This window comes from Thermodesulfovibrionia bacterium (assembly GCA_030646035.1).
Taxonomy (GTDB): domain Bacteria; phylum Nitrospirota; class Thermodesulfovibrionia; order UBA6902; family UBA6902; genus JACQZG01.
Window position 1 is genome coordinate 88,872 of sequence record JAUSMY010000046.1, and the last position, 24,061, is coordinate 112,932.

Genomic DNA, 24,061 nt, shown 5'->3' on the forward strand with positions numbered 1-24,061 from the left:
AGATCTAAGGGAAACGGTAAAATGATGAAGACAAAAAGATTCAATAATACAGGGCCGGTGCTATTCATTGTTCTTTCAATGGTTTTGGCTGTTTTCATTACCGGTGCGGCTTTTGCTGCAAATCCAGATCTCCCCGTAGGTCCTGAACAGTACGTAAGTAAAGGCGATATAGCAATAACTCAGGGGGGGACAACCGACGAGAGCACTATCAGGATAAAGGCTTCCGTCTCCGACCCGGATCTTAATAATGTTCAAATCCAGGTTGAGATAATAGATAGTTCAGCCTCATATACTAATACGCCGAACTGCGCCAGCAGTTTTGTTTTAAATGAAGAGGTCGCAACCGCATCCTGCACCGGCCTTCAAGTGGGAACGTCATATAAATGGCAGGTAAGGGCAAATGACGGCACAGGCACAAGTGCCTGGGTTCAGTTTGGAGCTACAAACCCTGATGTTACAATCTCTTCTAACCGTATATTGCATAACAGCGCTAATCTCGGTAATGCATCATATGGGGCATGGGGTGTTGACGGTGGGAAATATGGTGAGTTTGTCTGCGCGACATGCCATACAAAATCAGGCTCAACAACAAATATAAAGATGGTAAAGCAAACCATCACTTCGCCTAATGCCTCGGATACATGGCCGAACGGCAGTATAAATACAGGATCTATAATCTTCACGTCAGCAACTGGTACGTACGCTGATACAGGAGACGCAAGCTCTACCGGCGGTTGGACTGGAGTCTGTAATGTTTGTCATGACAATGCAAATCATGATCACTACTCCTATAATTCATCTGACGGGCATCTCGCGGGGCAGGATTGCAATGAGTGTCACCGTCATTCAGTAGGTTATAAGGTAGCATGTGATACATGTCACGGACAGCCTCCTATTATGTCAGACACAATCAACACAATGGTAAGTATACCAGGGACAACAGGCTCAGCTATTGCCGGAGCGCATAATTTACACGTAAACACCAAGTCATATATTTGTGACACCTGTCACTATAATAATATTTCCTCTGTTGAGCATAATAATGGCGGTTCACGAGATATATCTATTGGATTTTATATTGCAAGCGGCAGTATTCAGGGTGGAAATTATAATGGCCAGTCAGGCGTAGGATATGACGCTTTAACCACAAGTGCTCCAACTACCGTAACTACACCTGCAACCGGCGCTAAGACATGCACAGTTTACTGTCATAGTTCTGTTCAGTCTGCTGATGGAAGCTCAACTGAGCCTGCATTTTATGCGGCTCCTGTATGGGACAGTAATGTAGTTTGCGGCGGCTGTCATAAAACTAATGCTCCATATGAAATGATCGATACAGGCAGTCATGTTCAACATCTAACAATAAGTGGAGTAAATGGTTGCGGAGACTGTCATACAGGAGCGTCAAATGATGCTTCATCATATGCTTCTTCAACACATGTTAACTTTTTAATTGACGTAGCTAACTCATATTCTGCAGGCGGCGCCCGAGGCAATGGCTATGGAACATGCGCTGAAGCGGCCTGTCATAATGATGGCACAACTAATTCTCTAAGTTCTCCTACATGGGGAAACATTACACCGATGTGTTCACAATGTCATGGCGCTGCACCGGCAACAGGCAGCCATACGGCTCACCTTACTACAACAGTTAATGGCAGCAGTATAGTCTGCGGAAATTGTCATAAAGATGCGGTACAGTCAGTGTCACCGCCTTCGTCCCCCGACCATCTTGACGGTAATGTTGACGTAAAGGATGTAGTTGACGGTGACCTTGGCTATCCGGCCAATGTAGCAAAGCATACTTCGGGTTCTGGATATTCAGCATGTACAAACGCAAGTTGCCATGTAAGCGCATACGGTACCGGTATGATAACCACGGAAATATGGGGAACGACCTCCACTTGTGGAACCTGTCATACAATAGATGTCAATGGCGCGCCTGCTACCGGAAGTCATGATAAACATCTCGCATCCAGCGCATTATGCGGTAACTGCCATAATGGCTCTGTAAAGGATACAAGCGGCGGTACAGCGCATATTGACGGCAACATTGATGTAACAAATAACTATGCATCAAATGTCGCAAAACATGCTGCAGGCTCAGGATATTCATCATGCTCTTCTATATACTGCCACAGCAATGTACAGGCTCCGGGTGGAGCTTCAGGCGCTACAATATTCGCAACGCCTACATGGGGCTCAGGCGCTTTGTCCTGTTCAAGCTGTCATACAGATATGTCCACAACGGAAGACCTTACTCTCGGCACACATAAGAGGCATACAAATACACCGGGTGTCGCGCAATTTGCATGTTCTATGTGCCATGGGATCGGATACTCGTCAGCTACTGTAACTTATCCGCCTCATGTTAATAACAATATTGACCTGTCATTCACAGGCCAGGCCTCAGGGACATACTACTCTCAGGTAGGATCAAATCCTCCGGGCAATGGTTACGGCACCTGTTCAACAAGTAATTGCCATGGCCGCGGGACTAAGAACTGGGGTTTTTCCACAGAATCTCCGACATGTGAGAAGTGCCATGGTTCAGCAGATACAGCATCAGCAACCTTAGCATTCAAGGATACTGCCGGCAGCACAGGAAGTGTATATGCCGGCACACACGTATCGCATATTGTAGGTATACATAACTATTCAATACCTATTACATGTGATAAGTGTCATATTACGCCGACAAACCCGTCTGATGCTGGTCACAATGATACGGCAGTGCCTGCCGAACTCACTTTTGCCAGCATGGCAACGCATAATAGATTGGTTGGAACAGTATATACATCTGCAATGGCGCCGACATACTCTGGAAGTCCGACAAGGCAGTGTTCAAATACTTATTGTCATGCAGGAGTTCGTGCAACTAATGATGGCGGTGACGACCTCGGGCCTGATGGATCTGGGCCGAGTCCTGTATGGGGAGACCCTGCTTATCTTGGCGGCTCAGGTTGCGGTAAATGTCATGGAAATCCTCCTGCATATCCGCATGAGAATTATTCAGCAAACTGTACTGCTTGCCATACACATGTGGCAGGTAATAACATTGGATTTACTGATAAGACCAAGCATTTGAACGGCTCTCTGGAATGGGATGTTGACGCGTGTATAGATTGTCATTCCTTTGAGAGCAGCAGGCCGCTGATCGGCGCGCATGTATTGCACACTGATCCGGATTATATGCTTTCCACTTTCCAATTCTCCGGAACTGCTACAGGCGGAACTACAACTACACTCGAAGACACTTCGCAGAGTTGGGTTGTTAATATTTTGGTTGGAAAGTATGTCAGACTAAATAGCGGTTCAAATATCTATGACCAGGCTAAAATCACTGCAAATACAGCTACAACAATAACAATTGCTGCGGCATTGCCTTTCAGTATCGCAAATGGCAACACTTATGAAGTACGCGCTGCCAAGCTGTTGACTGCTGGAGATTATGGTGATCCGTCATGGATATATAGCATATCGTACAAGAATGGCTTCCCGAAATATGCCTGCGGCACATGTCATCCTATGGATGATCCTACAATACGTAATAACGGCATAGTTGAGCTTGACCTGGATCCGTCACATGCAGCAGCAGGGACAGTTAAAACGAAGAACGCTCCGATTGGCCCGTACCCGCCGATGAGCAGCACTGGCGAGTGGTTCCAGCGGACTACTGGAGTGAGTGTTATATGTAATGGTATATATTGCCACAGCAATGGATATGTGACTTCAGGTACTTATGCTTTTAAGGAGACTCCTGACTGGTACGATGTCACAATTACTGCAAGCGGTACAGTTACTTCTGAGCCATGGAGTTCTGTTGACAGGTGTGCTCAGTGCCACGGCAACTCTCCTAACACCGGAGGGACCGAGGGCTCGACAGCTCACGCAAAGCATGTTGTGGGCGTACATTACAAGGATCTATACTCCGGCACTACCGGTGAGATGAGCGCAACCGGCTCGTCAGGCGCGGCACACGGAGATCCATTGTCCTCAACAACAATTAACTGTAATATATGCCATAGCAATACGGTTTCAGACGGGTTTAATGACAAGAACACGATTTGTTCAACCTGTCATACTGCTTCTCCAGAGGGTACTATGTACGTTAAGCTGGATAATCAATCGCACATTAACGGAACAGTTAACGTATCATTTGCAAGCGCCACTACTATAAAGTCAAGGGCGCAGGTACGCGACTACATTACGACAGTTACCGAGATCAATAACAACTGGACCAGGACTAACGGGTACAAGGCGTCTAATTCATATGATACTACTGAAGCCAGTAAGAGTACTCCGAATTACAGTGCGGGCACATGTCTGACAACTGCCTGCCATAATGGCACCCCGATGGAATGGGAGCAGGCCGGTCCGCTCTCCTGTAATGCATGCCATAAGGGGCTGGCACAGTAGGTTTATGACGAATATGCGAATGATAATAATTGAAAATAGAATACAAAGTGAGGAGAGATCAGTATGGGAAGGATAATATCAAATAAGGTCAGTAGCATGAACTGGATGGCAAAGATCAGTCTCGTGCTGGTCTTCACTATGTTTTTCAGCATTCAAGGTTGGTATAGTCCAAAAATCGTTCAGGCTGCTATATCGAAACCGTCTAACTGGGCATCACAGTATGCCGCTGTCGCATATCCTGCCGGCACAATAAATGCCGCTTACACGGTAGCCGCTGGCACTAACCGCCTGCTGGTTGTGGCTATATCATCCACACAAACCGCGGTCGGCACTGCGCAGACAGTGAGCAGCATCACTTATGGCGGACAGCCTCTTACATTAGCGGCCGGTGACGGGTCTTCTACTGTTACCTGGAACCATACATATCTCTATTACCTGAATGAGGCCGGTATACAGGCCGCTTCAGGCACAGCTCTTAATGTCACCATCTCAGGCGGCACATCTTACTATAACTGGGTTTATGCAGCGGTTTATGCAGGCGTGGATCAGACAGGCACACCTTATACTGATGCCAAAAATTTTAATAGCGTTGCAGCCTCAACAGCTGTAGGCCCTTTTAGTCCGACCCTGACAATAAATGTAAATGACCAGGCGATAGAGATCGTTAACCTTGCCAGAAGTACTGCAAACGTAACTGCCCGCACAATTACCACATGGGCTACAGGCTGGACTACTGCAGGAGTTGCTCCTGCGAGTATTGTTACGAGTGGTCCAACAGCAACAATGTATATTAGAGACAGAAATCTGCTGACTACCGCTAATGACGGCTCCCAGCATACAGAGAGCAATGCTGCCGCATTCGATTCAATGACAGCAATGAGCATTCAAGTTGCCCCTGTCGATTCCACACCTCCGAATGTCAGCACTGTGAATGTGGATCCGACATATACTAATGGCCCCACATCATACACAACGAGCGCACCTGTTATCACGGCAATACTTACGGATGCTGAATCAACAGTGACAGGGTGTGAATATACAACGAACGGCTCAACATGGGTTACGGGTGTACTTACAGGCTCAAGCTCACCATGGACCTGCACCGGAAGCCCGACTGGTCTTACCGGTTCTCTTACACTTAATATACGCGGGACATCTTCAGCACCTGGCTATGGCACCGGCGTATCACAGGCAAGGACAGTGGATGTTGCTGTTCCAATAACAACTGATAGTTTGGTGTCATTTAATTGGGTTTCAACAGAAGATACTGTAACACTATACCCGGTTGATGGCGGTTCTGGCGTTACTGCGGCAACAGGCATATATGGATGTTTCGGCACAGGCTGTACACCGGTTGTTCTTGGCGGGAACACTATGACGTCTGCCTGCGGAGCCGGCAATGAATGTTGGCTTGATGTTAGGTATTATTCCAAGGACAATCTCAATTGGACTGAGTCTACTGTGACATCCGCTTTTCAGGTATTGGTTGACAGAGCGGCTCCTGCTGGACTTGCCGCTTCAAGCCCTGCTGATGAGGCATTAGATCTGCCGACCAGCACTACAGTCGATTCTACAACAGCAACAGATAACGGAAGCGGTTCTATTGAATATTATTTTGAAGTTGATACAGATCCGGGCTTTTCCGCTCCTCAGACAGGCGGGTGGCAGGCAGGCACAAGCTATGCGCCAACTCTTGCAAGCGGCCCGACATATTTCTGGCGCGTAAAGGCACGGGATGTCATTGGAAATGCAACCGCATGGACAACGCCAAGAAGTTTTTCAACTCTGGCGTCTTGTACGCGCAATGACCCGACTTTAACACTGGAAACTGACACAGGAGCTGTTCAAGGGTTTATCACTACTAACGGCGGCACAAAAGATTACATATTAACGGTTATTAATAATGATAACGGTGGATGCGGAGATACAACTTTTGATTTCACTGTAACAGATACTGATGGTGGCAATAACTTTGATGCTCCCATATTGAGTTCTTTAATTGCTACTCTTGCGCCGGGGGCGCAGACTATCAGGACAGTTACTGTTACAGCTACTGCCGGCAAGACAACAGGGCAGAGCCTGACGTATGTAAACTATGACGGTATTGATCCAAATCATCTGAATGTTGTTAATTCCAATAATGTTACGACATTCATAAATGTTGTAGATTGCAATGCAAATGTGCCATATCTTATCATTGGGCCTGACTCAGGTAATGTGGCAATCGGTGGAGACATTCAATATACTGTTACAGTGCAGAATACTGACACCGGGTCAGGGTGTTCAGCAGTAATATATAATATAAATATAGACAGTGAAACAAATTCAGCTAACTTTATTCTCCCTTCAACACTAAGTCTTCCGAGCAAGACTCTCTCTCCGGGACAGAAAGGCAGTGTTACAATTACAGTAACCTCAAAGATTGGAGCTGTACTTGATGAGATCAATATCACTACGATAGGTGTGACAGCTACCGGTCATACATCTCCTGCTGACGCAACTGCAACAACAACAGTGGGTAACCGTATCCTGCATAACTCAATAAATACAGGCTCAACCAAGTGGTCATCATCCGGCGGATGGGGTGTTCCGGGCGGCAGATACGGTGAGTTTGACTGCACGACATGCCATACTACATCTGACGCGACTAACATAAAGAAGATCAGCAGTTCCATTACAACGCCTAATCCGGCATCAGGAACATTGCCCGGTGACGGTCAGTCTATTGTTTTTACTACAATCAGCGCAGTCTCAGGAACATCCGGAGTGTTAGGTGATGATTCAGATGCTACGAGAACGAGTTCAAACAGGATCTGTGAGGTGTGCCATACATATGATGTCTCTGGAGTGAATGGTGTTGTAGTTCATGCGTATGATCAGGTGACCTATGTTTCAGAATCTGTAACCAATAATCATCAGAACGCAAATGCAACTGACTGCATAGCCTGTCACAAGCATAAAGTCGGATTTATGCCTCCTGACTGCGGAAGCTGTCATGGTAATCCTCCGGGAGCAGGTACTCCCGCGGGTTCGCTTGCCAGCAGTCCAAATACAACAGGTTCTGTGACTGTTGGAGCGCATAATACTCATTACACCACACTTGGATATGGATGTTATACTTGCCATACCGGCTCTGTAATGCCTCATGAGAGTACTGCTTTGCCGGGACAGGGAGATATTAATATCGGATTTAGCGCTTTTGGCTCAACATCTGGAACATACAGCGGCCAGACAGGTGTAAGCTATAATGATGTTGCAGGTACCGGAGGCCTTAACTGCTCAGCCTTATATTGTCACGGAGCAACACTTGACGGCACTTCAACCACTGCTCAGTGGAATGGGACGGTCGCATGCGGTAATTGCCATAAGGCAACAGCAGCTAATACGCCTACACTTGGCAACCATGCACGTCATGCGGGCAGCACTCAGGTGAATATAGCCTGTTCAGATTGTCACGGAGCTAACGGCGCAGGCGGTGGCGGACATGTTGGCGGAACAGTACAATGGGGTTTGAATACTTCAAGCGCGCTATTTGGAACGAGCGCACAATACAACTCAGCAGCATCCGGTACTAAGAACAACTTGGCTCCGAGTTCATCGTATCAGACATGTACGACACTTTATTGCCACAGTAATGCACAGGGCGCAAGCGGGGTCGGAGTTCCTTCATCATATAAGTCGCCATTATGGGGCGCAGGAACGCTTGGCTGTGCAGGCTGTCATGTTGATATGACAAGCGCATCTGGCACCGCAAGCCATATTAAACATGCAAATTCATATGGTATGACATGTTCGAATTGCCACACCGGCTATACAGCAAGCACAACAAACGCTTCTGTACATGCAAACAACACTATAAATGTCACATTAGCTTCTGGCACCTATTCCGGAGGCACCACACCGGGTGACCATGCTTCGGGCGGCGGATATGGAAGCTGTTCTACCAATAACTGTCACAGCGACGGCAAGGCAACACCATCTACTTATACGAATCCCGCATGGGGCGGCACAGCAGCCTGCGGCACATGTCATGGAGTCGCAGCGGCTACACCGCCTGCGTCTACGCCGCATACCAAGCATGTCGGCACAGCGGCGAATTACAAGTACGCCTGCTACAAGTGTCATACTAATGTAGCTGTAACAGCGGATTCAACAACATCAGCTACTCTTAACGGCACCTATACAACAACACATGTGAACGGCACAAGGAATGTTGACTTTGACGCTTCTTCAGTAGGCGGCTCATGGGCAAGCACTCAGTGCTCCAATACCTATTGTCACAGCGCTGGCACAACATTCACAGTTGCTTCAGCAACACATTCGGCAATATCATGGAGCGGTACCAAGGATTGCGCTGGTTGTCATACAGGCGGCATATCAACAGGACCGAGCTATACAAACAATTCACCTAAGACCAATACGCACGCACAGCATGTGACCACTTCTGGCTATGTCTGCGTTGACTGCCATAGCGGCACGGTCACCGGCTCTAACACTATCTCTGATACTTCAAAGCATCTTAACAAGGCTTATGATGTTTCAGGCGCAAGTGTGACTACATATTCATATGTATCTGACGGCGGCACATGTACGACAAAATGCCATGGGACAAAGACTGTGAAGTGGGGTACACAGACAACTGACGCTACATGTGTGAAGTGTCATGGTGTTGTCGGCACGACATCAGTCCAGTATGCTTCGATGACAGCTACAGCAGCGCCCGGCTTTAACGGCACAGGGCTTGACACTAATGGCGAAGCCTCTGATACTGACAGTCAGGTAGGAGCGCATAATTCGCATCTTAACTCAGTAAGCAATTACAGTAGTGATATAGCCTGTAATGAGTGCCATGCGGTTCCTGCATCAGTCAATGCATCAGGGCATATAGACTCAACTCTTCCTGCTGAATTGACCTTTGGCACACTTGCCTCAACTAACGTGGGTTCAACCACAGCTCCGAACTATGCAAGTCCGAGCTGTACAAATACATATTGCCATTATGGTAAATCATGGGGCGGCTATAGTCCTACTACTGCCAATGCAGCAGTCTCATGGATAAATACAGCTTATCTCAGCGGCACGCCAAGCCTTGCCGGTGACTGTAATAAGTGTCATGCGTCACCTCCATCGAGCCATGCCGGCGGTATGGTGATAGCTGATTGTATCGGCTGTCATACACATTTGAATAATGACGGAACCTTCCTGGATCCTTCTCTGCATATCAATGGTTTAGTTGACGCTGCCGGCGGCGGATGCGGCGGATGCCATGATTATGATAATGCCGGATCAAACTATGCCGGCGGTGTCTGGACAGGCGGCACCTGGGGCAAACTTCCCCATAGGGACGACCCGACAAATGAAGGATGGGGCGCGCACGCAGAGCATATAAATCATATTAAGACAAGGCTTGCTATCACATATGTTCTTTCAACATCAAACCAGACCTTTGGTACAGGCGAGCCTGCCAATGTTTGCGGAACCTGTCATACTAACACGGGCGGCAACCATTCAACAGGCGGCAGCACAGTACGTTCTATTAACTTTGGCGACGGAACATATAAATACGGCGGAGCTTCAGGCACCAGCATCGCCTTGATGAGCTCAACCAACCCGACTTATAACGGTGTGAGCGCGACGTCTTCATTGGTGAATCCGAAGACCTGCTCGAACATTAGTTGTCATTACAGCACAACCCCGGTATGGGAAGCATTTTAGAGTGAGGGGTAGAATATGAAAATTATAAAAGTGAGGGAGATCAACATGAGAGGGACAAAAGATAAAAAGACCGGAGGCATGAACTTGAGGAAGCCCAAGATCAGTCTCGTGCTGATCTTCACTATAATATTAAGTATCTTTATGCTTCAGGGCTGGATCGGCTTGAAATCTGCAGATGCGATGCCGCTGGTAAAGAAGGGCACTATTGTAAAGAACACGGCCACCGGCGCGCAGGCTGTCACCGGAGTGGGGTTCCAGCCCAAGGCTGTGGTGTTCTGGTGGACGAGGCAGAACACATTTAACGCGAACAACGCCGGCATTTCCACAGGTTACGGCTATGCCGCTGCCTTGCCGACAATCACTCAGGGATCAGTTGCCGCAGCGGCAAGGGATAATCTGGCGACAACTGACAACAATTTCATGGAGTCAATCACATACTCTATCGTTATACTTAATCCCGGCGCTACGGGCACGCCGATGGTTGCCAGGGCCTCGGTCACTGCATTCGGAGCTGACGGCTTCACCCTTAACTGGCAAACCAACGAGGCGCAGGCCAACCAGATACACTATATGGCTATCGGAGGCGCGGATATAACGGATGCCAGGGTTGGCACCTTTGCCGGACCTGCTGTAGCAGGCTCAGCAGCGGTCACAGGGGTTGGCTTTCAACCGGACGCGGTGTTGTTTGTTGCGGGCAATAGGACCGGAGTTACATGGGACACAATTGTCGCTGAGGGCGCGCAGACGATAGGCTTCATGTCGTCTGCCACATCACAAGCGTCAATAGGCTGGTCTGCCAGAGATGCTCAGACCGCGCTATCAAACGCTCATGCATGGTCCGGGGCGCAGGCCATTACAGGGCTCAGGCGTAACGCCCTTGACCAACAGGCAGCCTTCACCTCCATGGACGCTGACGGATTCACCTTAAACTTCACACAAACAGGCGGTGCTTCTAATTATATTTATTTGGCCCTCAAGGGCGGACTTTTTAAAATGGGCACGTTCAATAAAAACACAGCGGCAGGCGCGCAGAGCGTCACCGGCTTAGGATTCCAGCCCAGCGGCCTGATGCTTTTAAGCGAGAGCGACAACGTGGCAGCGGCCACGGCCCGCGCCAGTGCCAACCCGGCCTCAAACCTCTCCATCGGCGCCACAGACGGCACAACATCCGGTTCGACATGGATGCACTATCGGTCAATCGCCACAACAGACACCAACACATTTACATATAACACGAATATTATGAAGATGGGCATAAATACTAACGCCACTGTAACTAACTACGGCGAGGCCACGTTTACGTCCTTCAACACAGACGGATTTACGATAAACTGGACCACCTCAGACGCCACGGCCCGTAACTTAATCTATTGGGCCATCGGCGGGGTACTAGGTGATTCAGTGAATGTCGCAGATGGTACTGACCCAGCGAATGCTAACGCAGGCCGCGGCAGTACAAATAATATAGCTGACAGCTTTACGATGGTCGCAGTCAATACCCTGGATGGCCTGGCAGATGTAACCGGTGTTACTTCAAGCTTTACAAACAGTGCAAACATCTCGGGCGTCAGGCTATATAAAGATAACGGGGTTGCAGGGACATATGAGCCCGGGACTGATACGCTGCTTTCGACCGGAACACCCGGTGCATCAGTAAGCTTTACGGGCTTTACTGAAAACCTTACAACAACAGCGGCAAACTACCTGATTTTAGTTGATATCGCAGGCGGCGCTACTTTGGCGCAGACAATTGATACCTCTGTAACCGCTGTTACGGTTACGTCTCCTGATGTGCAGGGCACTATATCAGACGCATCCAATCCAACAAGGCTTACCATTATTGATCTGCCGCATGAAGATGCAGGTACGGCATCAAATACAGCAATAGCTGCAAGTCCTCAGCTTGAAGGCGGAACAGGCATTCTGATGCAGCGTTTTCAGGTTTCGAGCGCAACCAGCAGCGCAGGCGCGCAGGACAATCAGCTTGAGCTTAACTCTCTCGGCATTGACGACCTCGGCACTGCAACCGGAGCCAGGACCGCAAAGGCGTATATTGATACAACAAGCTCTGCAACGCTTCCCGGAACAGCGGTGCTCATCGGGACTCTCTCTTCATGGACAGGCGCTCCCACAACGATAACCCTGAATCAGGGAACCGCAGGTGACAGAACAGTAACTAACGCAACTCCGAGGTACATATATATTGTCTATGATCTGCCGGCAGGCGCGACCCAGACCGTTCAGTCAAGTATCACATCTGTAGGCGCTGTCAGCCCTGATGCCGGACAGACAGGCCTTACATTGAACTCAAATGCGATCACACTAAGCGCTGACCCGTCAACTATTACATCATGCGCCGGCTGTCATGGCTATGGAGCCACACTTACAGATGGCACAGCGCGTAATGTTCCGGATGGCAAGTTCCCCGGTTCTCATAATAAACATGTAAATACTTATGGCAAGGCATGTTCAGTATGCCATGCTGTGCCAGCAACTGAAACAGGCGCGAATTATACACACCGTAACAACACCATTGAGATGTCTGGCTCTATTAACGGAACATCCGGGGCTGTATATGTTAAAGGCACAAGCTGGACACAGACAACCATACCTGCTGCTTATACGGGATGTACCAACACTTATTGCCATAGCAGCGGAGTAGGTGTTCTCTCCGGCACAATTCCGTCCAACACATCGATAACATGGGGAACAACCGCTACATGCGGCAGTTGTCATGGCACGGCCTTAGATGATGGCAGGCCTAATTACACAAACAATAGCCCTAAACGTAATACGCACGGTGATGGCGCAAGCTATGGCGTTACACACAAAGCTACTGCATGTACAACGTGCCATACAGGTGTATCAGGGACTGCAGGTTCATATACAGTTGATCCTGCAACACATAACAACGGGGTATATAACCTGTCTGGGACATTTGGATATACGCAGGCTACAGGCACATGCTCAACACCCGGCTGCCACGGTTCATCAACCTGGGGCACCTCACTCGGCTGCGTTGACTGCCATGCCTCGGCACAGGGAACTCGTAGTATTATCACCGGCGCTTCTGGTGAATTCGGTTTGGCATGGGGACATAAGAAATCCGCACGTGGAACTGTGACCGATGCTGATTGTATCGTCTGTCATCTTGAAGGTGCGTATACTTCCGGCGTAGGTTCAGCAGTCGCGAAGACAGCCTATCATTCCGGAGCTCCTAATGGCAACATAGACCTGCGTGATCCTGACGGGGCTGGTGAGACTGCGATCACAAATAATAGCGGCGGTGCATTTACCTTCACTAAGTACTCGATATCATATGCTGCCGGCTCCCGTACGACGACCTTGGGTAACACAATTCCTGAAGTTATCACGGTTAAGTTCTGTATGAAATGTCATGACAGTAATGGCGCTACCAATACAACCGCACGATCGAACAACGGCGGTACCGGTACTGCTACACAGCCGTTTGGCGGCATAAGCACCGGATATTCCGTAATTAACGGCGCTGCAGCCGTTAATGGGCTCATCGATGTAAGCACCCAGTTTGCCGCAGCCAACTCTTCACGGCATCCTGTAGGCGCTCCGAACTCGAGGAGGTATCCATATTCAACACGGCTCGCTTCTCCATATAATAATATTGGAACAACAAGGGATGCTAATACACAAGTTGGCAATACCGCAACGCCACGTGTCGCGGCAAACAGCGTTGTTCTCGTCTGTGATGATTGCCATACCGTAACTACTGCCGCAGGCTCGTTGCCGAGCTTAACGAATCGTACTATTACGGCACACGGTACTGCTCAAACAGATAACGTGCGTGGTACATTTATGGTTGCGACTCCTGTGTTGTGTCTGTCATGTCATGGTGGGACTACTACTCCAAATACAACAACTGCACAGATCGATACCACCAACGGAGATCACAATCCCGGCTCAGCCTATGCGGTCGGCACGACCAGAGTCAATAGTTTTATAAGTAATTGCGGATACTGCCACTTTAGCGCTTTAACAACACCGGTCAGACCTATCAAGGCTCAGGATATTCACGGCTTCAATGGGATGCAGACAACAGGCGCAGCATGGGCATGGGGTACTATATCTGGTATGCGGCCGGTTGCATTTATGCGTAACGTAGCTAATTTTGCAACTGCATCACCTCGTCCTTATAGTGCGACACTTGCAGGCCCGGGCCAGTTTACCCTTGCCGGAGGTCAATCCTCTTGTGCCGGAACAGGCGATCTTACTAATGGCTCTTGTTCTGGTCAGACAGGTAAGCATACCCCATACTCACCGGGTGGTTCATACTGATCATATTACTGATGTAGTTTTGTAAGTTGTAAAAGCCCCACCTCAATGCAGGTGGGGCTTTTTTTCTGGTAATGAAACGTATAATAGAAGAAGTTGTTTTGTCGTCATACCCGTGCTTAAGACACCTACTGTTGGCGAAGGCGGGTATCCAGAAGTCTTTGTTTTTCAAAGAAACTGGATTCCCGATAAAGGAACTCGGGAATGACAAACTAAGACATTTGCAAGAGTCTCAAATAATATTTCGAGAGGTTATTGTATGGGTTACATGAGGCTGATATTTACATTTATTATTGCTGTTACGGTATTGTTTGTTTCAGGCTGTAATACTTCCACACAGCCGCCCGAAAAATCGCGCAAGCCCATTGATACGACAGTATCAAGAAAGCTGTCGGTTGTTTCAGCAGCATTTTTATCCCCGGAAATGGAGCAGGCGCGCCAAGAGACGCATAATTCTACGATCGAATTTACAAAGGACGGTTCAGGAGTTGTTTATATTGAACCTGTTAAGGATAAATTCCGTGTAGTTCATAACGGCAAAACCGGCAATCCGTATCTTGCCATTAGTGAGTTGAGCATCAGCAGTGACGGAAAGCGGGTTGCTTACGTTGCACGCATTTCTGATAGTACCTACAAGATGGTTATTGATAGTAAGGAGGGACTTCCATTTGGTGCAAATGACAACCACTGGTTTACTCCTGACGGTAAGCATCATCTGTCAACTGTTACTGAAGGCGATAACAGATATATTGTCATTGACAATAAGGTCAACCATGATTATCGAATGGAGCAAGGTCTTGTCATAAGCCCTGATTCCAGCGCCCTTGCTTTTTCCATCAAGTCTCCTGATGGCAACAGTAAACAACTTATCATCACAGATATTGAATTAAAGAATAAGAAGGTATTCGATTCCTGCGGAGAGTATATCGTTCCTAATGATGACACCTCACTGCTTGCGGTTGTTTGTTCCGAAGGTGGTAAAGGCAGCGTTAAGGTAATAGATTTTTTGAATCGCACCGTTATTTCTGACAGCAAATATGATGGGACTATAACTCATTTGAGGTTTTCCCCGGATAATCGTTCGTGGGCATATACCTATTTCAAAAGCGAAAAACAGAGATACATTGTCTGCAATGGCAGGGAAGAACAGATCCCGGTGGGAGATGAATTTTTATCAGAGCCGTTAGTATTGTCTGATCCGGAATCTGTCGGCGTCATTATCGGCGATGTTTTTGAGGCACGCCTCCATCGCGCATTTCAGAAGCAGAATAAAGATGGAAAAGGTTACGGCTACACATCAGATTTTGTCAGCAGCAAAGACAGGCGTCATTATGCGTTTATTGCGGTTAATCATAATGAAGAGCGGCAGTATATTGTTGTGGATGGGAATGAAGGCATAAAGTTTGACAAGATAGTTTCACCGGTCTTCAGCCCTGATGGTAAATTTCTTGTGTATCGCGCGAGACAATCGGGAAAGCGGTTTATTGTCATATCTGACCTGAACGGGAAAATTATACGCCAGCATCGGTATTACGACATGGTTTTTCAACCGATTTTTGTTGATGACGGAAAATCTGTAGCCTATATTGTCCTTGATGGCAATGAGTTCTGGTGGAAAGTTGAAAAGTTGTAGGCTGGTTACCTAATGTAGTTTTGTCATTCCTGCGGTCTTTTGAGCAGGAATCCAGAATATTATATGAAGGATTTCTATGTATATATTCTTTCCAATAAGAGAAATGGCACATTGTATACAGGTATAACTTCTGACCTTATTAAACGAGTTTATGAGCATAAGAATAATCTTGTTGATGGATTTACCAAAAAACATAATATTCACCGATTAATATGGTATGAAAACCATAAATCACCAGAAGCAGCTATCACCAGAGAAAAGCAGATAAAGAAATGGAAAAGGATCTGGAAATTGGAACTTATTGAAAAAGAGAATCCTGAATGGAATGATTTATATGAAAACATTTTATTATAACTGGATTCCTGCTTTCGCAGGAATGACGGCATGACCATACTAAACAATATATATAAATTCCTCTCATCCTATAAGCTGGCTATGGCGCTTCTGGTCATTATTCTTGCCTGCTGCCTGTCAGGGGTTACGATATGGCGCGGCGCTGAAGCATGGATGCTGATATTTAATTCGCTCTGGTTTAACGGACTTCTGTTTCTGCTGGTTATCAATGTAGCCTGCTGCTTTTTTGGCAGGATCTGGGGACGGCGGGTGACGGTCATTTCCTTCGGGATGATCCTGTTTCACTTAAGCTTTGTCTGTATGTTCCTTGCTATTGTCTACAATACCCTGTTCTGTTTTCGTGGGGACATCAGGTTAACTGAAGGCGAATCAATCCCCAGCGGTGACTTGCAAAGTTATGATAGTGTCGAAAAAGGGCTTTTTTTCAATTTTTCGCAACTCCGTGGAGAAACATCTCTTATTAAAATGCACGCTGATTATAAAGTTTCGGGAAACGATAAACGCGCTGCCTATGAAATATCAGTTGGAGAAGAGAACAACAAAAAGCAGGGAATTATTTACATAACTCATAAATTGACCCATCGAGGTTTCGATTATTTTAACGATAAAGAAGGATATTCTTTACTAATAATGCTCTCTGACAAAAGGGGGCAGGATCTGTATGGAGCGCATGTCCCACTGCAGAGCATAGTGTTAGGGAAAGACATGTTTGAGTATTCTACCGGCTTCAAAGTTGAAGGTAAGGTCAAGAAGGATGTTATCCCGTTTCCTGCTCCTCCGGAAACGATCTTTGCCTTGAAGACCGAGTATATTCCATCGAAGGTCAAAGAGCGTGCAGGGGATGTTCACTACCTTCTATATCCACTTAATGAAGTAGGCCTTCCTAATCTTGACAAGCCGTTAGCAGAAGGCATGGCAGCTATCGGCGAATCATTTGCTGCCGGAGAGTATTTTCTGACAGTCAAAGAGGTGCGTTACTGGGTTGGTATGAAGGTAAGCTATGAACCGGGCAAGCCGATCGTGCTGACATCCCTCTGGGTTGCTTTGGCAGGGATGATAATTACGACTGTCGGCAGGATGGTGCGGAGAAAAGGCCCGGTCACTTCCCGTTGATGATCAACACGAGATCCGTTGACAGCTGCCCGGACTTTATGAAGCCGTCTATCCTGGAATCTTCTTTTTGAGTCCACACTCCCGGCTCAATAACCACCAGTGCCTTCTCCTGCCCGGGGATATATTTTGAGAGAGGCATGACGTGTACGCGTCCTCCCTCATGTAAAAAAATATATCCGGTATCAGTAGCAATAAGCGGTACAATTAACTCTTGCCTTGCCATTATCTCTAATACAACTTCAGACCAAAATATATCTGGAACGATATGGTAGGCTGTTCTCACGATGCCATGACGCATGGCTCTGTCAAGGTAGTCCGTTTCCGGAATAGCAATGCCTGAAAATTGCCTGTTCAGGTGACGGGTAAAGAGAACCGCTACTCTGCCATGAACACCGGATGAGTGCCAAATACTGTCAATATCCTCTGCTGATTTGACCGCAACCGTCTTGTCAGGAATGATAAATGACCTTTTAGCTGGCCCATATGTAAAAGTCCATACAAGCACGCAGAAGAAGAACAGCATAATTGCCGTTATGCTCAAGTTTCGAAAAGGCATCAGAAGTTACCCATATATCTGACCATGGAAAGTATGGGACGAAAGGGGACAAGGGGAACGAGCCGCGCCGAAACAAGGGGGAACATGTATACTCCCCAGATGAGTGTGGCTGAGAGGAAACATGTGTAGACCACGATTTCTTTTTTCATCTTTATGGCGCATAGTGTCACTGCCCGGGCAAGTGCAAGATAGGCAAAGGGAAGCAAAGCTATAGAAGAATAACTGAACATAGGACGCTGCGCCACGAGTACCAGCAGATAGCAACTACCAAACAGCAATGGCGTAAGCAGTTCCCGTGACAAATGTTTTTTCCACGCATAGACGGATGCGGCGAATAATGACGGCAGGACGAGCAAGCGAAACGGTGGATTATTGGATTGCAGCAGAAAGACCCCTTCCTCATTGTTCAGCAGCCTCTGGTGCCCCCAAAACATCGGCTTGATGAACCATTCCCACGGTTTACCTCCGGCCTCCAGAAAGGCATTGTTGACAAAAGTGCTCATACGCTGCAATCCCCAGACTGCATCCATCTTCATCTGAATGAATTCAAAAAACGTATAGCCACGGCCAAACCACTGGGAGTAGGACAGGAGGTAGACGGCAAAAGGCAATAACAGGAGCGAAACTGTAAAATCTGTAATGACCGGGCGGGTCAGTTCTCCACGTTGGCGAATTCTATACAATGCGTACATCACCACCAGCGGGATCGCAAAGACAAAATAGGCCTTAAGAGCCATAGTCAGTCCCATGGCGATACCTGCCAGCGGCAGGACTGGCCGTTTGTTTTCAGTATATTCAAGCAGTAGATACAGATAGAGCAAAAAGAAAAAAGTAACCGGTATTTCCATGAACGTAGTGCGGGAAAGATAGATATGGTACGGATCAAACGCAAGCAGTGCGGTGGAGATGAGTGGAACTGCGCTGCCGGGATATAGCAGGCTCCCAATCAGAAAGATCAAGGCAACAGAGGCTGTCCCGAAGAATATATTGCTGCTCCGCCAACCGACAGGGTTATCGCCAAAAATTAGAATGGTGCCATACATGATCAGGCCGCTCAACTGGGGGTGCTGCCAGTTCCAGTTGTCGGTTGTGCCATATGTGCCCAGGCTTATCGCATTCGGCACGTGGATGGCCTCATCTTCGATATATTCGTTCAGTTCAAAAGCCCCCCACAATCTTAAAACAGCAGCCAGGATCAGGATCAGCAGGGCAAGTTTCCAACTGTTTACAAATAGTGAATCGTTCGAGAGTGCTTTATTCATTGTTCAGATGCAGTGCCGCTGTTTTTTACATCCGGCTTTATGATGTGTTTTAAAATATTTATTACATACCGTAACCATACTCTGGTTACGCGCACTTTAGTCTCTCCTCCCTTACGGCGGTATTCGTGGCTGGCGACATTGATGACACGGTAGCCTCTTGCCAGCGCCTTCATCGTCATCTCCTGCTCTATGGTGGTGCTGTCCTCTCTCATATTGAGGGCTTGCCCTATATCACGAACCACCGCGCGAAAGCCGTTCTGGGTATCACTCAAACGCGATTTCCATCGATAATTGATGGCAAGGTTAATGATCATGCTGCCGGTCAGGCGGATAAATTCTTTGGCATCTGAAAATAGTTCGTCGCTGCCGCCGGTCATGCGACAACCGATGACGATGTCTGCCTGACCGTTACGTATCGGTTCAATTAATTTTGGTATGTCGGATGCCTCGTGGGACCCGTCTGCATCGATAAAGACCACGATCGGATGGGAGGCAACCTGAAGACCTTGGCGTAGAGCCGCGCCTTTTCCTCTGCCATTATCACAGATAACGGTTACTCCCATATCCTCAGCGATCTGTCTTGTCTGGTCGATGGAGTTGCCGTCTATTACCAATAGTTCATCGGCGTAGTTCCTGACGTCGTTCAGCACCTGTCTGATAGTAGCCTCTTCATTCAGGGCAGGCACAATGACAGTGACCTTCCACGCGCTACGGTTGCTTATAGTTGTTACATCCATCGTATGAATCCATAAAGTTTTGAGATCAGCGCCCAGATGTCGGAAGGGCGTTTAATATGGTTCTTCAGAGTGTTAATAATTCTTTTCGGGGTGAAATACCAGCGCAGCATGAGTCTGCGGCGGAGTTTCATGATCTCCCTGGCAGTCAGCTGCGGATAGTCAAGAACAGAGCTGTTGTGTTCCCATTGACTCCAATCTGCTGCGGATAGCCAACTGTTTTGTACGGCATCATTATAAAGCTGCGTCCCGGGATACGGCATTGCACAATAGTATTGCACAAAGTCGAGATTAAGGGAATTAATGAATTTAGAGGTAGTTGCAATTGTCGCATATGTGTCAGCAGGAAAGCCGATTATGACATGTCCTGTTACTTGCAATCCCGCTTTTTTTGCCAGGGTGACAGCGTGGCTGATCTGTTCAAGAGATGTCTGTTTGTTGATCTGGTTGAGAATGTTTTGATCGCCTGATTCTATCCCGAAGGCGATGTTCCAGCAGCCTGCATCTTTTATAGCCTTTAGTGTTTCGGCATCAACGGCATCAACCCGGCTATTGCAGACCCATTTGATTTGCAAGCCCGATCTGATGATAGCCTGACAGAGCTCCCTGACAAAATTCTTGTCAAGGATGAATTCCTCAGCCCAGAACATGAAGTTCGTGATCCCGAATCGTGTTACATTGTTATGCAGTTCCTGCATGATGCGACCTGCACTGTGCCGGCGGGGAGTGCGGCCGTAGTAAACGTAGGCATTACAGAAGATACAGCGGTAGGGGCAACCCCGGTTTGTGTTGACGAGCAGGAACTTATCGTTATTCAGGGGGAGACGGTAGTTTTCAGTATTGATGAAAGACCAATCTGGAACCGGCAGGTCGTCAAGATCCTTAATCGGTTCACGAGGTGCCGTTACCACCAGCTGCTCTTTATCGTCAAGAAAGGCTATACCTGGTGTGCTGTGAAGTTTGTCTCCGCCAGCAAGTGCTTCAACAAGGTCACGGGCGGCGAATTCAGGTTCTCCGATGATGCAGTAGTCCACGCCGTTTTCTGCTTGCAGAATTTCTTTATATTGGCATGAGGGATGGATGCCGAAGAGAACAGTAGCTATGGAGTTAGGGCTCTCTTCTTTTATGCATGCCGCGGCATATATATCGTCCTCAATTGTGGGGGTGGACGTGTTAATAAAGACAATGTGCGGATCAAATGAACGGACATTTGTCAGCATGGTGTGAACCGTGTCTGATGTCGCCGGGCAGTCCATAACATTGACTGTGTGTCCCCGTTCTCGCAGCAAGGTCGCTATGGTGACCATGGTGACAGGCGCCATGATATAGCCCCAGGCACCTTTGCGCTGCATGCAACGCCCTTCCTTTACCATGACTATATTGTCTCGCCTAGGCGGGTTGAGTATCAGGCAGTTCATGAGTACTGAAAATTGTTTTGCATACTTGACATTATCATAATCATGATGTTTGGCACAACCCGCCATTTGAGCTGCCGGTATGCCTGATAGGCTTGTGTCAAAATTGCCAGTGAACGCTTCAGCCTGTCTTGGAATTGTCTTAGTGTGCTTATTTGTGGTTTAATAAGAAATTAAATAAGTTATCTTTTTGAGGTGATCAAATGAAGCTCGAATACATGTATTTTTGGATCGCTGTGGGACTCTACGGCGTTAGCGCATGCAGTTATATCTTCGGTCTTATTGCAAAGCAGGAGAAACTCTTCACATTCGGCCTGTATAGCGCCCTTGCCGGGTTTGTCCCTCATCTTGTTTCCATCGGACGCCGTTGGATGGAGACAGGGGTTGAACCGTTTATTACGATATCCGAGTCGATCACCTTCGGAATCTTCGTGGCGGTGCTTATCTTCCTGATATTTCAATTCACTACAAAAAAAATACGGCCTCTCGGCGTGCTTATCATGCCGGTAGCATTTGTCCTCATGGGATGGGCAGGGACACTTATCAAAGACGCGGCAACAAATCTTGTGCCTGCGCTTCAGAGTTGGTGGATCTGGGTACATATAATAGGCGCGGCAACAGGCTTCGGTTCAGTTCTGGCAGCAGCGGGCTTGGGCTTGATGTATCTGCTCAAAGATAAATATTCCGGCGGCATATATGAACAACTGCCGGAGACTCAGATAATTGAAAATCTTAGTTACAGGTTTGTTGCCGGAGGTTTTATCATGTATGGTCTCATGATAGTATCCGGCGCCTTCTGGTCGAATACGGTGAAGGGCAGTTACTGGAACTGGGACCCGGTTGAGGTCTGGTCTCTTATCTCCTGGCTTACGTACGGGATATATCTCCATTTGCGGGCGACCTTCGGCTGGCGCGGCAGGAAGCTGGCGTGGTATGCGCTTATCGCGCTGGCAGCGATGATCATCAGTTACTGGGGAATTCCATTCACTGTGGAGACGTTTCATGCAGGGTTCCGTATTGAACACTAAAAAACAGACATAACTGATAACCCCTCTGTATCTCCCCTTGTAAAGGGGCGAATTGTAAATCCCCTCTTTACCAAGGGGCCAACAGTAGGTGCTTTAAGCAGGGTAGGGGAGGTTAATAATAATGTTAATGATATTAAATGAAAAGCTGATGGCTAATAGCTGCTAATGAAATTAGCGATTATCTTCCCTCCGTTGCCTTTCGGCTGGACGCCTGTGGCGCCTCCGATACTTGAATATCTGGCAGCGCTTACACGTAGAGCTGATCCGAGTATTGAGATCGAGCTGATCAGCGCCAGCGCCACTCCTGATGCCTTTGACAAGCTTGAGTGTGACCTCGCAGCCATCAGCATCCTGACTCCTACGGCAGTGCCGGGTTATCGAATCGCTGAGAAGCTTCGGGCGCGTGGAATTAAAGTTGTCTTCGGCAATATGCACGCTTCTGCCATGCCTGAGGAGGCCAAGCATCATGGAGATGCGGTGGTGATAGGCGAGGCAGAATCTGTCTGGCCTGAGGTGCTGCGTGATTTCCGCGCCGGTAAGATGAAGCCGTTTTACCGTGGTGAACAGATCTCTCTTGATGACCTGCCCACACCTCTTTACGGGCTTTTGCAAGGTAGCCGCAAACATCAATTCAGGATAGTGAATACATCCCGGGGCTGTCCGTACAACTGCACCTTTTGCTCGGTCAAACCCTTCTACGGCTCAAAGATACGTTTCCGTCCCATTGAACATGTGGTGCGCGATGTGGCTGCTATTCCTGAGAAGATGTATATAAACGGTGACGAGAACATCTGGTGGGCAGGCAAGGAGCAGAGGGCGATAGACCTCTTCACAGCGCTCAAGGGAAGCGGCAAGAAGTGGATGGGCTTCGGCAGTCTCCGCCCTGTGCAGTCGCCTGCGGGGAAGCGAATGCTGAACGCGGCCCGTGAGAGTGGCATGCTATCTCTGTGGGTCGGTTGGGATTCCATCTCAGACGAAGGGTTGAAGGGATATGCAGCCGACGGCAAGATCGGTGTTGACCGCGAGGCAGCGCTGCGCACTCTCAGGGATCATGGAATTGATGTGTCGCTGTTTTACATGCTTGGGTCGCGTGAGGATTCTCTTGATGATTTCAAGCGTTCCATAGAGGTTGCAGACCGGCTCGGAGTAAGCATGCATCCGTCATTGGTTGTGCCTTATCCCGGGACAAAACTTCGTGAGCAGTATGAACCTTATCTTTATAAGGAGCTTGGCTGGGAATATTATACCGGCGCATACGCGCTTTTCGAGCATCCTGACCCCGCTATGACGCCTGAGGTGCGTGAGCAAAAGTTCTATGAAAGCGCGCTTGAAATTTTGAGCCTGCCGAGGGTGTTGCGCCATATGTTCAAGGTTCCATTGGCCGGCTTTCCTCATGCCCACATCCTTTCACTCATGTCCCAAATACCTGTACGGCATGGCATGAAGATTGCGTATAATAAATGGAAAGATTCAAAAGAATCTGTAAATAAAAAGAGATTTAGTTACAGATAGTAGGAATTGGCT

General features: G+C 47.9%; 12 protein-coding genes. 8 read left to right on the forward strand and 4 right to left on the reverse strand.

The annotated features are described in order from the left end of the window. The first annotated feature begins 21 nt into the window (after positions 1 to 21). From Q7U10_07365 to Q7U10_07390, 6 genes are all read left to right on the forward strand, one after another. A complete protein-coding gene (locus tag Q7U10_07365; GenBank protein MDO8282425.1) occupies positions 22 to 4,419 on the forward strand; it encodes a CxxxxCH/CxxCH domain-containing protein in 4,398 nt (1,465 codons plus the stop codon). Positions 4,420 to 4,482: 63 nt separating this feature from the next. Beyond that, on the forward strand, positions 4,483 to 10,134 hold the full coding sequence (locus tag Q7U10_07370; GenBank protein MDO8282426.1) for a CxxxxCH/CxxCH domain-containing protein: 5,652 nt from the start codon (positions 4,483 to 4,485) through the stop codon (positions 10,132 to 10,134). Positions 10,135 to 10,149: 15 nt separating this feature from the next. After that, complete coding sequence (locus tag Q7U10_07375; protein MDO8282427.1) at positions 10,150 to 14,445, forward strand: CxxxxCH/CxxCH domain-containing protein; 4,296 nt, start codon at positions 10,150 to 10,152, stop codon at positions 14,443 to 14,445. A gap of 256 nt (positions 14,446 to 14,701) precedes the next feature. Next, on the forward strand, positions 14,702 to 16,075 hold the full coding sequence (locus Q7U10_07380) for a hypothetical protein (protein ID MDO8282428.1): 1,374 nt from the start codon (positions 14,702 to 14,704) through the stop codon (positions 16,073 to 16,075). Positions 16,076 to 16,138: 63 nt separating this feature from the next. Continuing rightward, positions 16,139 to 16,429 carry a GIY-YIG nuclease family protein gene (locus Q7U10_07385; protein MDO8282429.1) on the forward strand — a complete coding sequence of 97 codons (291 nt, stop codon included), beginning with the start codon at positions 16,139 to 16,141 and terminating at the stop codon, positions 16,427 to 16,429. A 30-nt stretch (positions 16,430 to 16,459) separates the two neighbouring features. Continuing rightward, the gene (locus tag Q7U10_07390; GenBank protein ID MDO8282430.1) at positions 16,460 to 17,542 is read left to right on the forward strand and encodes a hypothetical protein; all 1,083 of its coding nucleotides are present in this window, start codon (positions 16,460 to 16,462) and stop codon (positions 17,540 to 17,542) included. On the opposite strand, the gene Q7U10_07395 is transcribed toward Q7U10_07390, so the two are convergent. The 4 genes from Q7U10_07395 to Q7U10_07410 are packed head-to-tail and all read right to left on the reverse strand — an operon-like array spanning position 17,529 to position 21,578. Beyond that, positions 17,529 to 18,083: a hypothetical protein gene (locus Q7U10_07395; protein ID MDO8282431.1), complete on the reverse strand. Its 555-nt coding sequence runs from the start codon at positions 18,081 to 18,083 to the stop codon at positions 17,529 to 17,531. The two genes, Q7U10_07390 and Q7U10_07395, sit on opposite strands and share 14 nt — an antisense overlap. 14 nt (positions 18,084 to 18,097) lie before the next feature. Beyond that, positions 18,098 to 19,360 (reverse strand): phospholipid carrier-dependent glycosyltransferase, encoded by a 1,263-nt coding sequence (locus Q7U10_07400; protein ID MDO8282432.1) that lies wholly within the window; start codon positions 19,358 to 19,360, stop codon positions 18,098 to 18,100. After that, on the reverse strand, positions 19,357 to 20,097 hold the full coding sequence (locus Q7U10_07405; GenBank protein ID MDO8282433.1) for a glycosyltransferase family 2 protein: 741 nt from the start codon (positions 20,095 to 20,097) through the stop codon (positions 19,357 to 19,359). The genes Q7U10_07400 and Q7U10_07405 overlap by 4 nt, the downstream gene beginning before the upstream one ends. Next, the gene (locus Q7U10_07410; GenBank protein ID MDO8282434.1) at positions 20,088 to 21,578 is read right to left on the reverse strand and encodes a radical SAM protein; all 1,491 of its coding nucleotides are present in this window, start codon (positions 21,576 to 21,578) and stop codon (positions 20,088 to 20,090) included. Before Q7U10_07410 ends, Q7U10_07405 begins: the two co-directional genes overlap by 10 nt. A gap of 134 nt (positions 21,579 to 21,712) precedes the next feature. Between Q7U10_07410 and ccsA the strand changes: the two genes are divergently transcribed. Together ccsA and Q7U10_07420 are read left to right on the forward strand one after the other, a co-directional pair. Next, positions 21,713 to 22,537 carry a cytochrome c biogenesis protein CcsA gene (gene ccsA, locus Q7U10_07415; GenBank protein ID MDO8282435.1) on the forward strand — a complete coding sequence of 275 codons (825 nt, stop codon included), beginning with the start codon at positions 21,713 to 21,715 and terminating at the stop codon, positions 22,535 to 22,537. Positions 22,538 to 22,702: 165 nt separating this feature from the next. Further along, positions 22,703 to 24,049 carry a radical SAM protein gene (locus Q7U10_07420; protein MDO8282436.1) on the forward strand — a complete coding sequence of 449 codons (1,347 nt, stop codon included), beginning with the start codon at positions 22,703 to 22,705 and terminating at the stop codon, positions 24,047 to 24,049. Positions 24,050 to 24,061 lie beyond the last annotated feature (12 nt).

Coding starts and splice junctions, on each gene's coding strand:
- Q7U10_07375 (MDO8282427.1), top strand. CDS start 10,150: ATGAAAATTATAAAAGTGAGGGAGATCAACATGAGAGGGACAAAAGAT.
- Q7U10_07365 (MDO8282425.1), top strand. CDS start 22: ATGATGAAGACAAAAAGATTCAATAATACAGGGCCGGTGCTATTCATT.
- Q7U10_07400 (MDO8282432.1), bottom strand. CDS start 19,360: ATGAATAAAGCACTCTCGAACGATTCACTATTTGTAAACAGTTGGAAA.
- Q7U10_07370 (MDO8282426.1), top strand. CDS start 4,483: ATGGGAAGGATAATATCAAATAAGGTCAGTAGCATGAACTGGATGGCA.
- Q7U10_07420 (MDO8282436.1), top strand. CDS start 22,703: ATGAAATTAGCGATTATCTTCCCTCCGTTGCCTTTCGGCTGGACGCCT.
- Q7U10_07410 (MDO8282434.1), bottom strand. CDS start 21,578: ATGGCGGGTTGTGCCAAACATCATGATTATGATAATGTCAAGTATGCA.
- Q7U10_07405 (MDO8282433.1), bottom strand. CDS start 20,097: ATGGATGTAACAACTATAAGCAACCGTAGCGCGTGGAAGGTCACTGTC.
- Q7U10_07380 (MDO8282428.1), top strand. CDS start 14,702: ATGGGTTACATGAGGCTGATATTTACATTTATTATTGCTGTTACGGTA.
- Q7U10_07390 (MDO8282430.1), top strand. CDS start 16,460: ATGACCATACTAAACAATATATATAAATTCCTCTCATCCTATAAGCTG.
- ccsA (MDO8282435.1), top strand. CDS start 21,713: ATGAAGCTCGAATACATGTATTTTTGGATCGCTGTGGGACTCTACGGC.
- Q7U10_07385 (MDO8282429.1), top strand. CDS start 16,139: ATGAAGGATTTCTATGTATATATTCTTTCCAATAAGAGAAATGGCACA.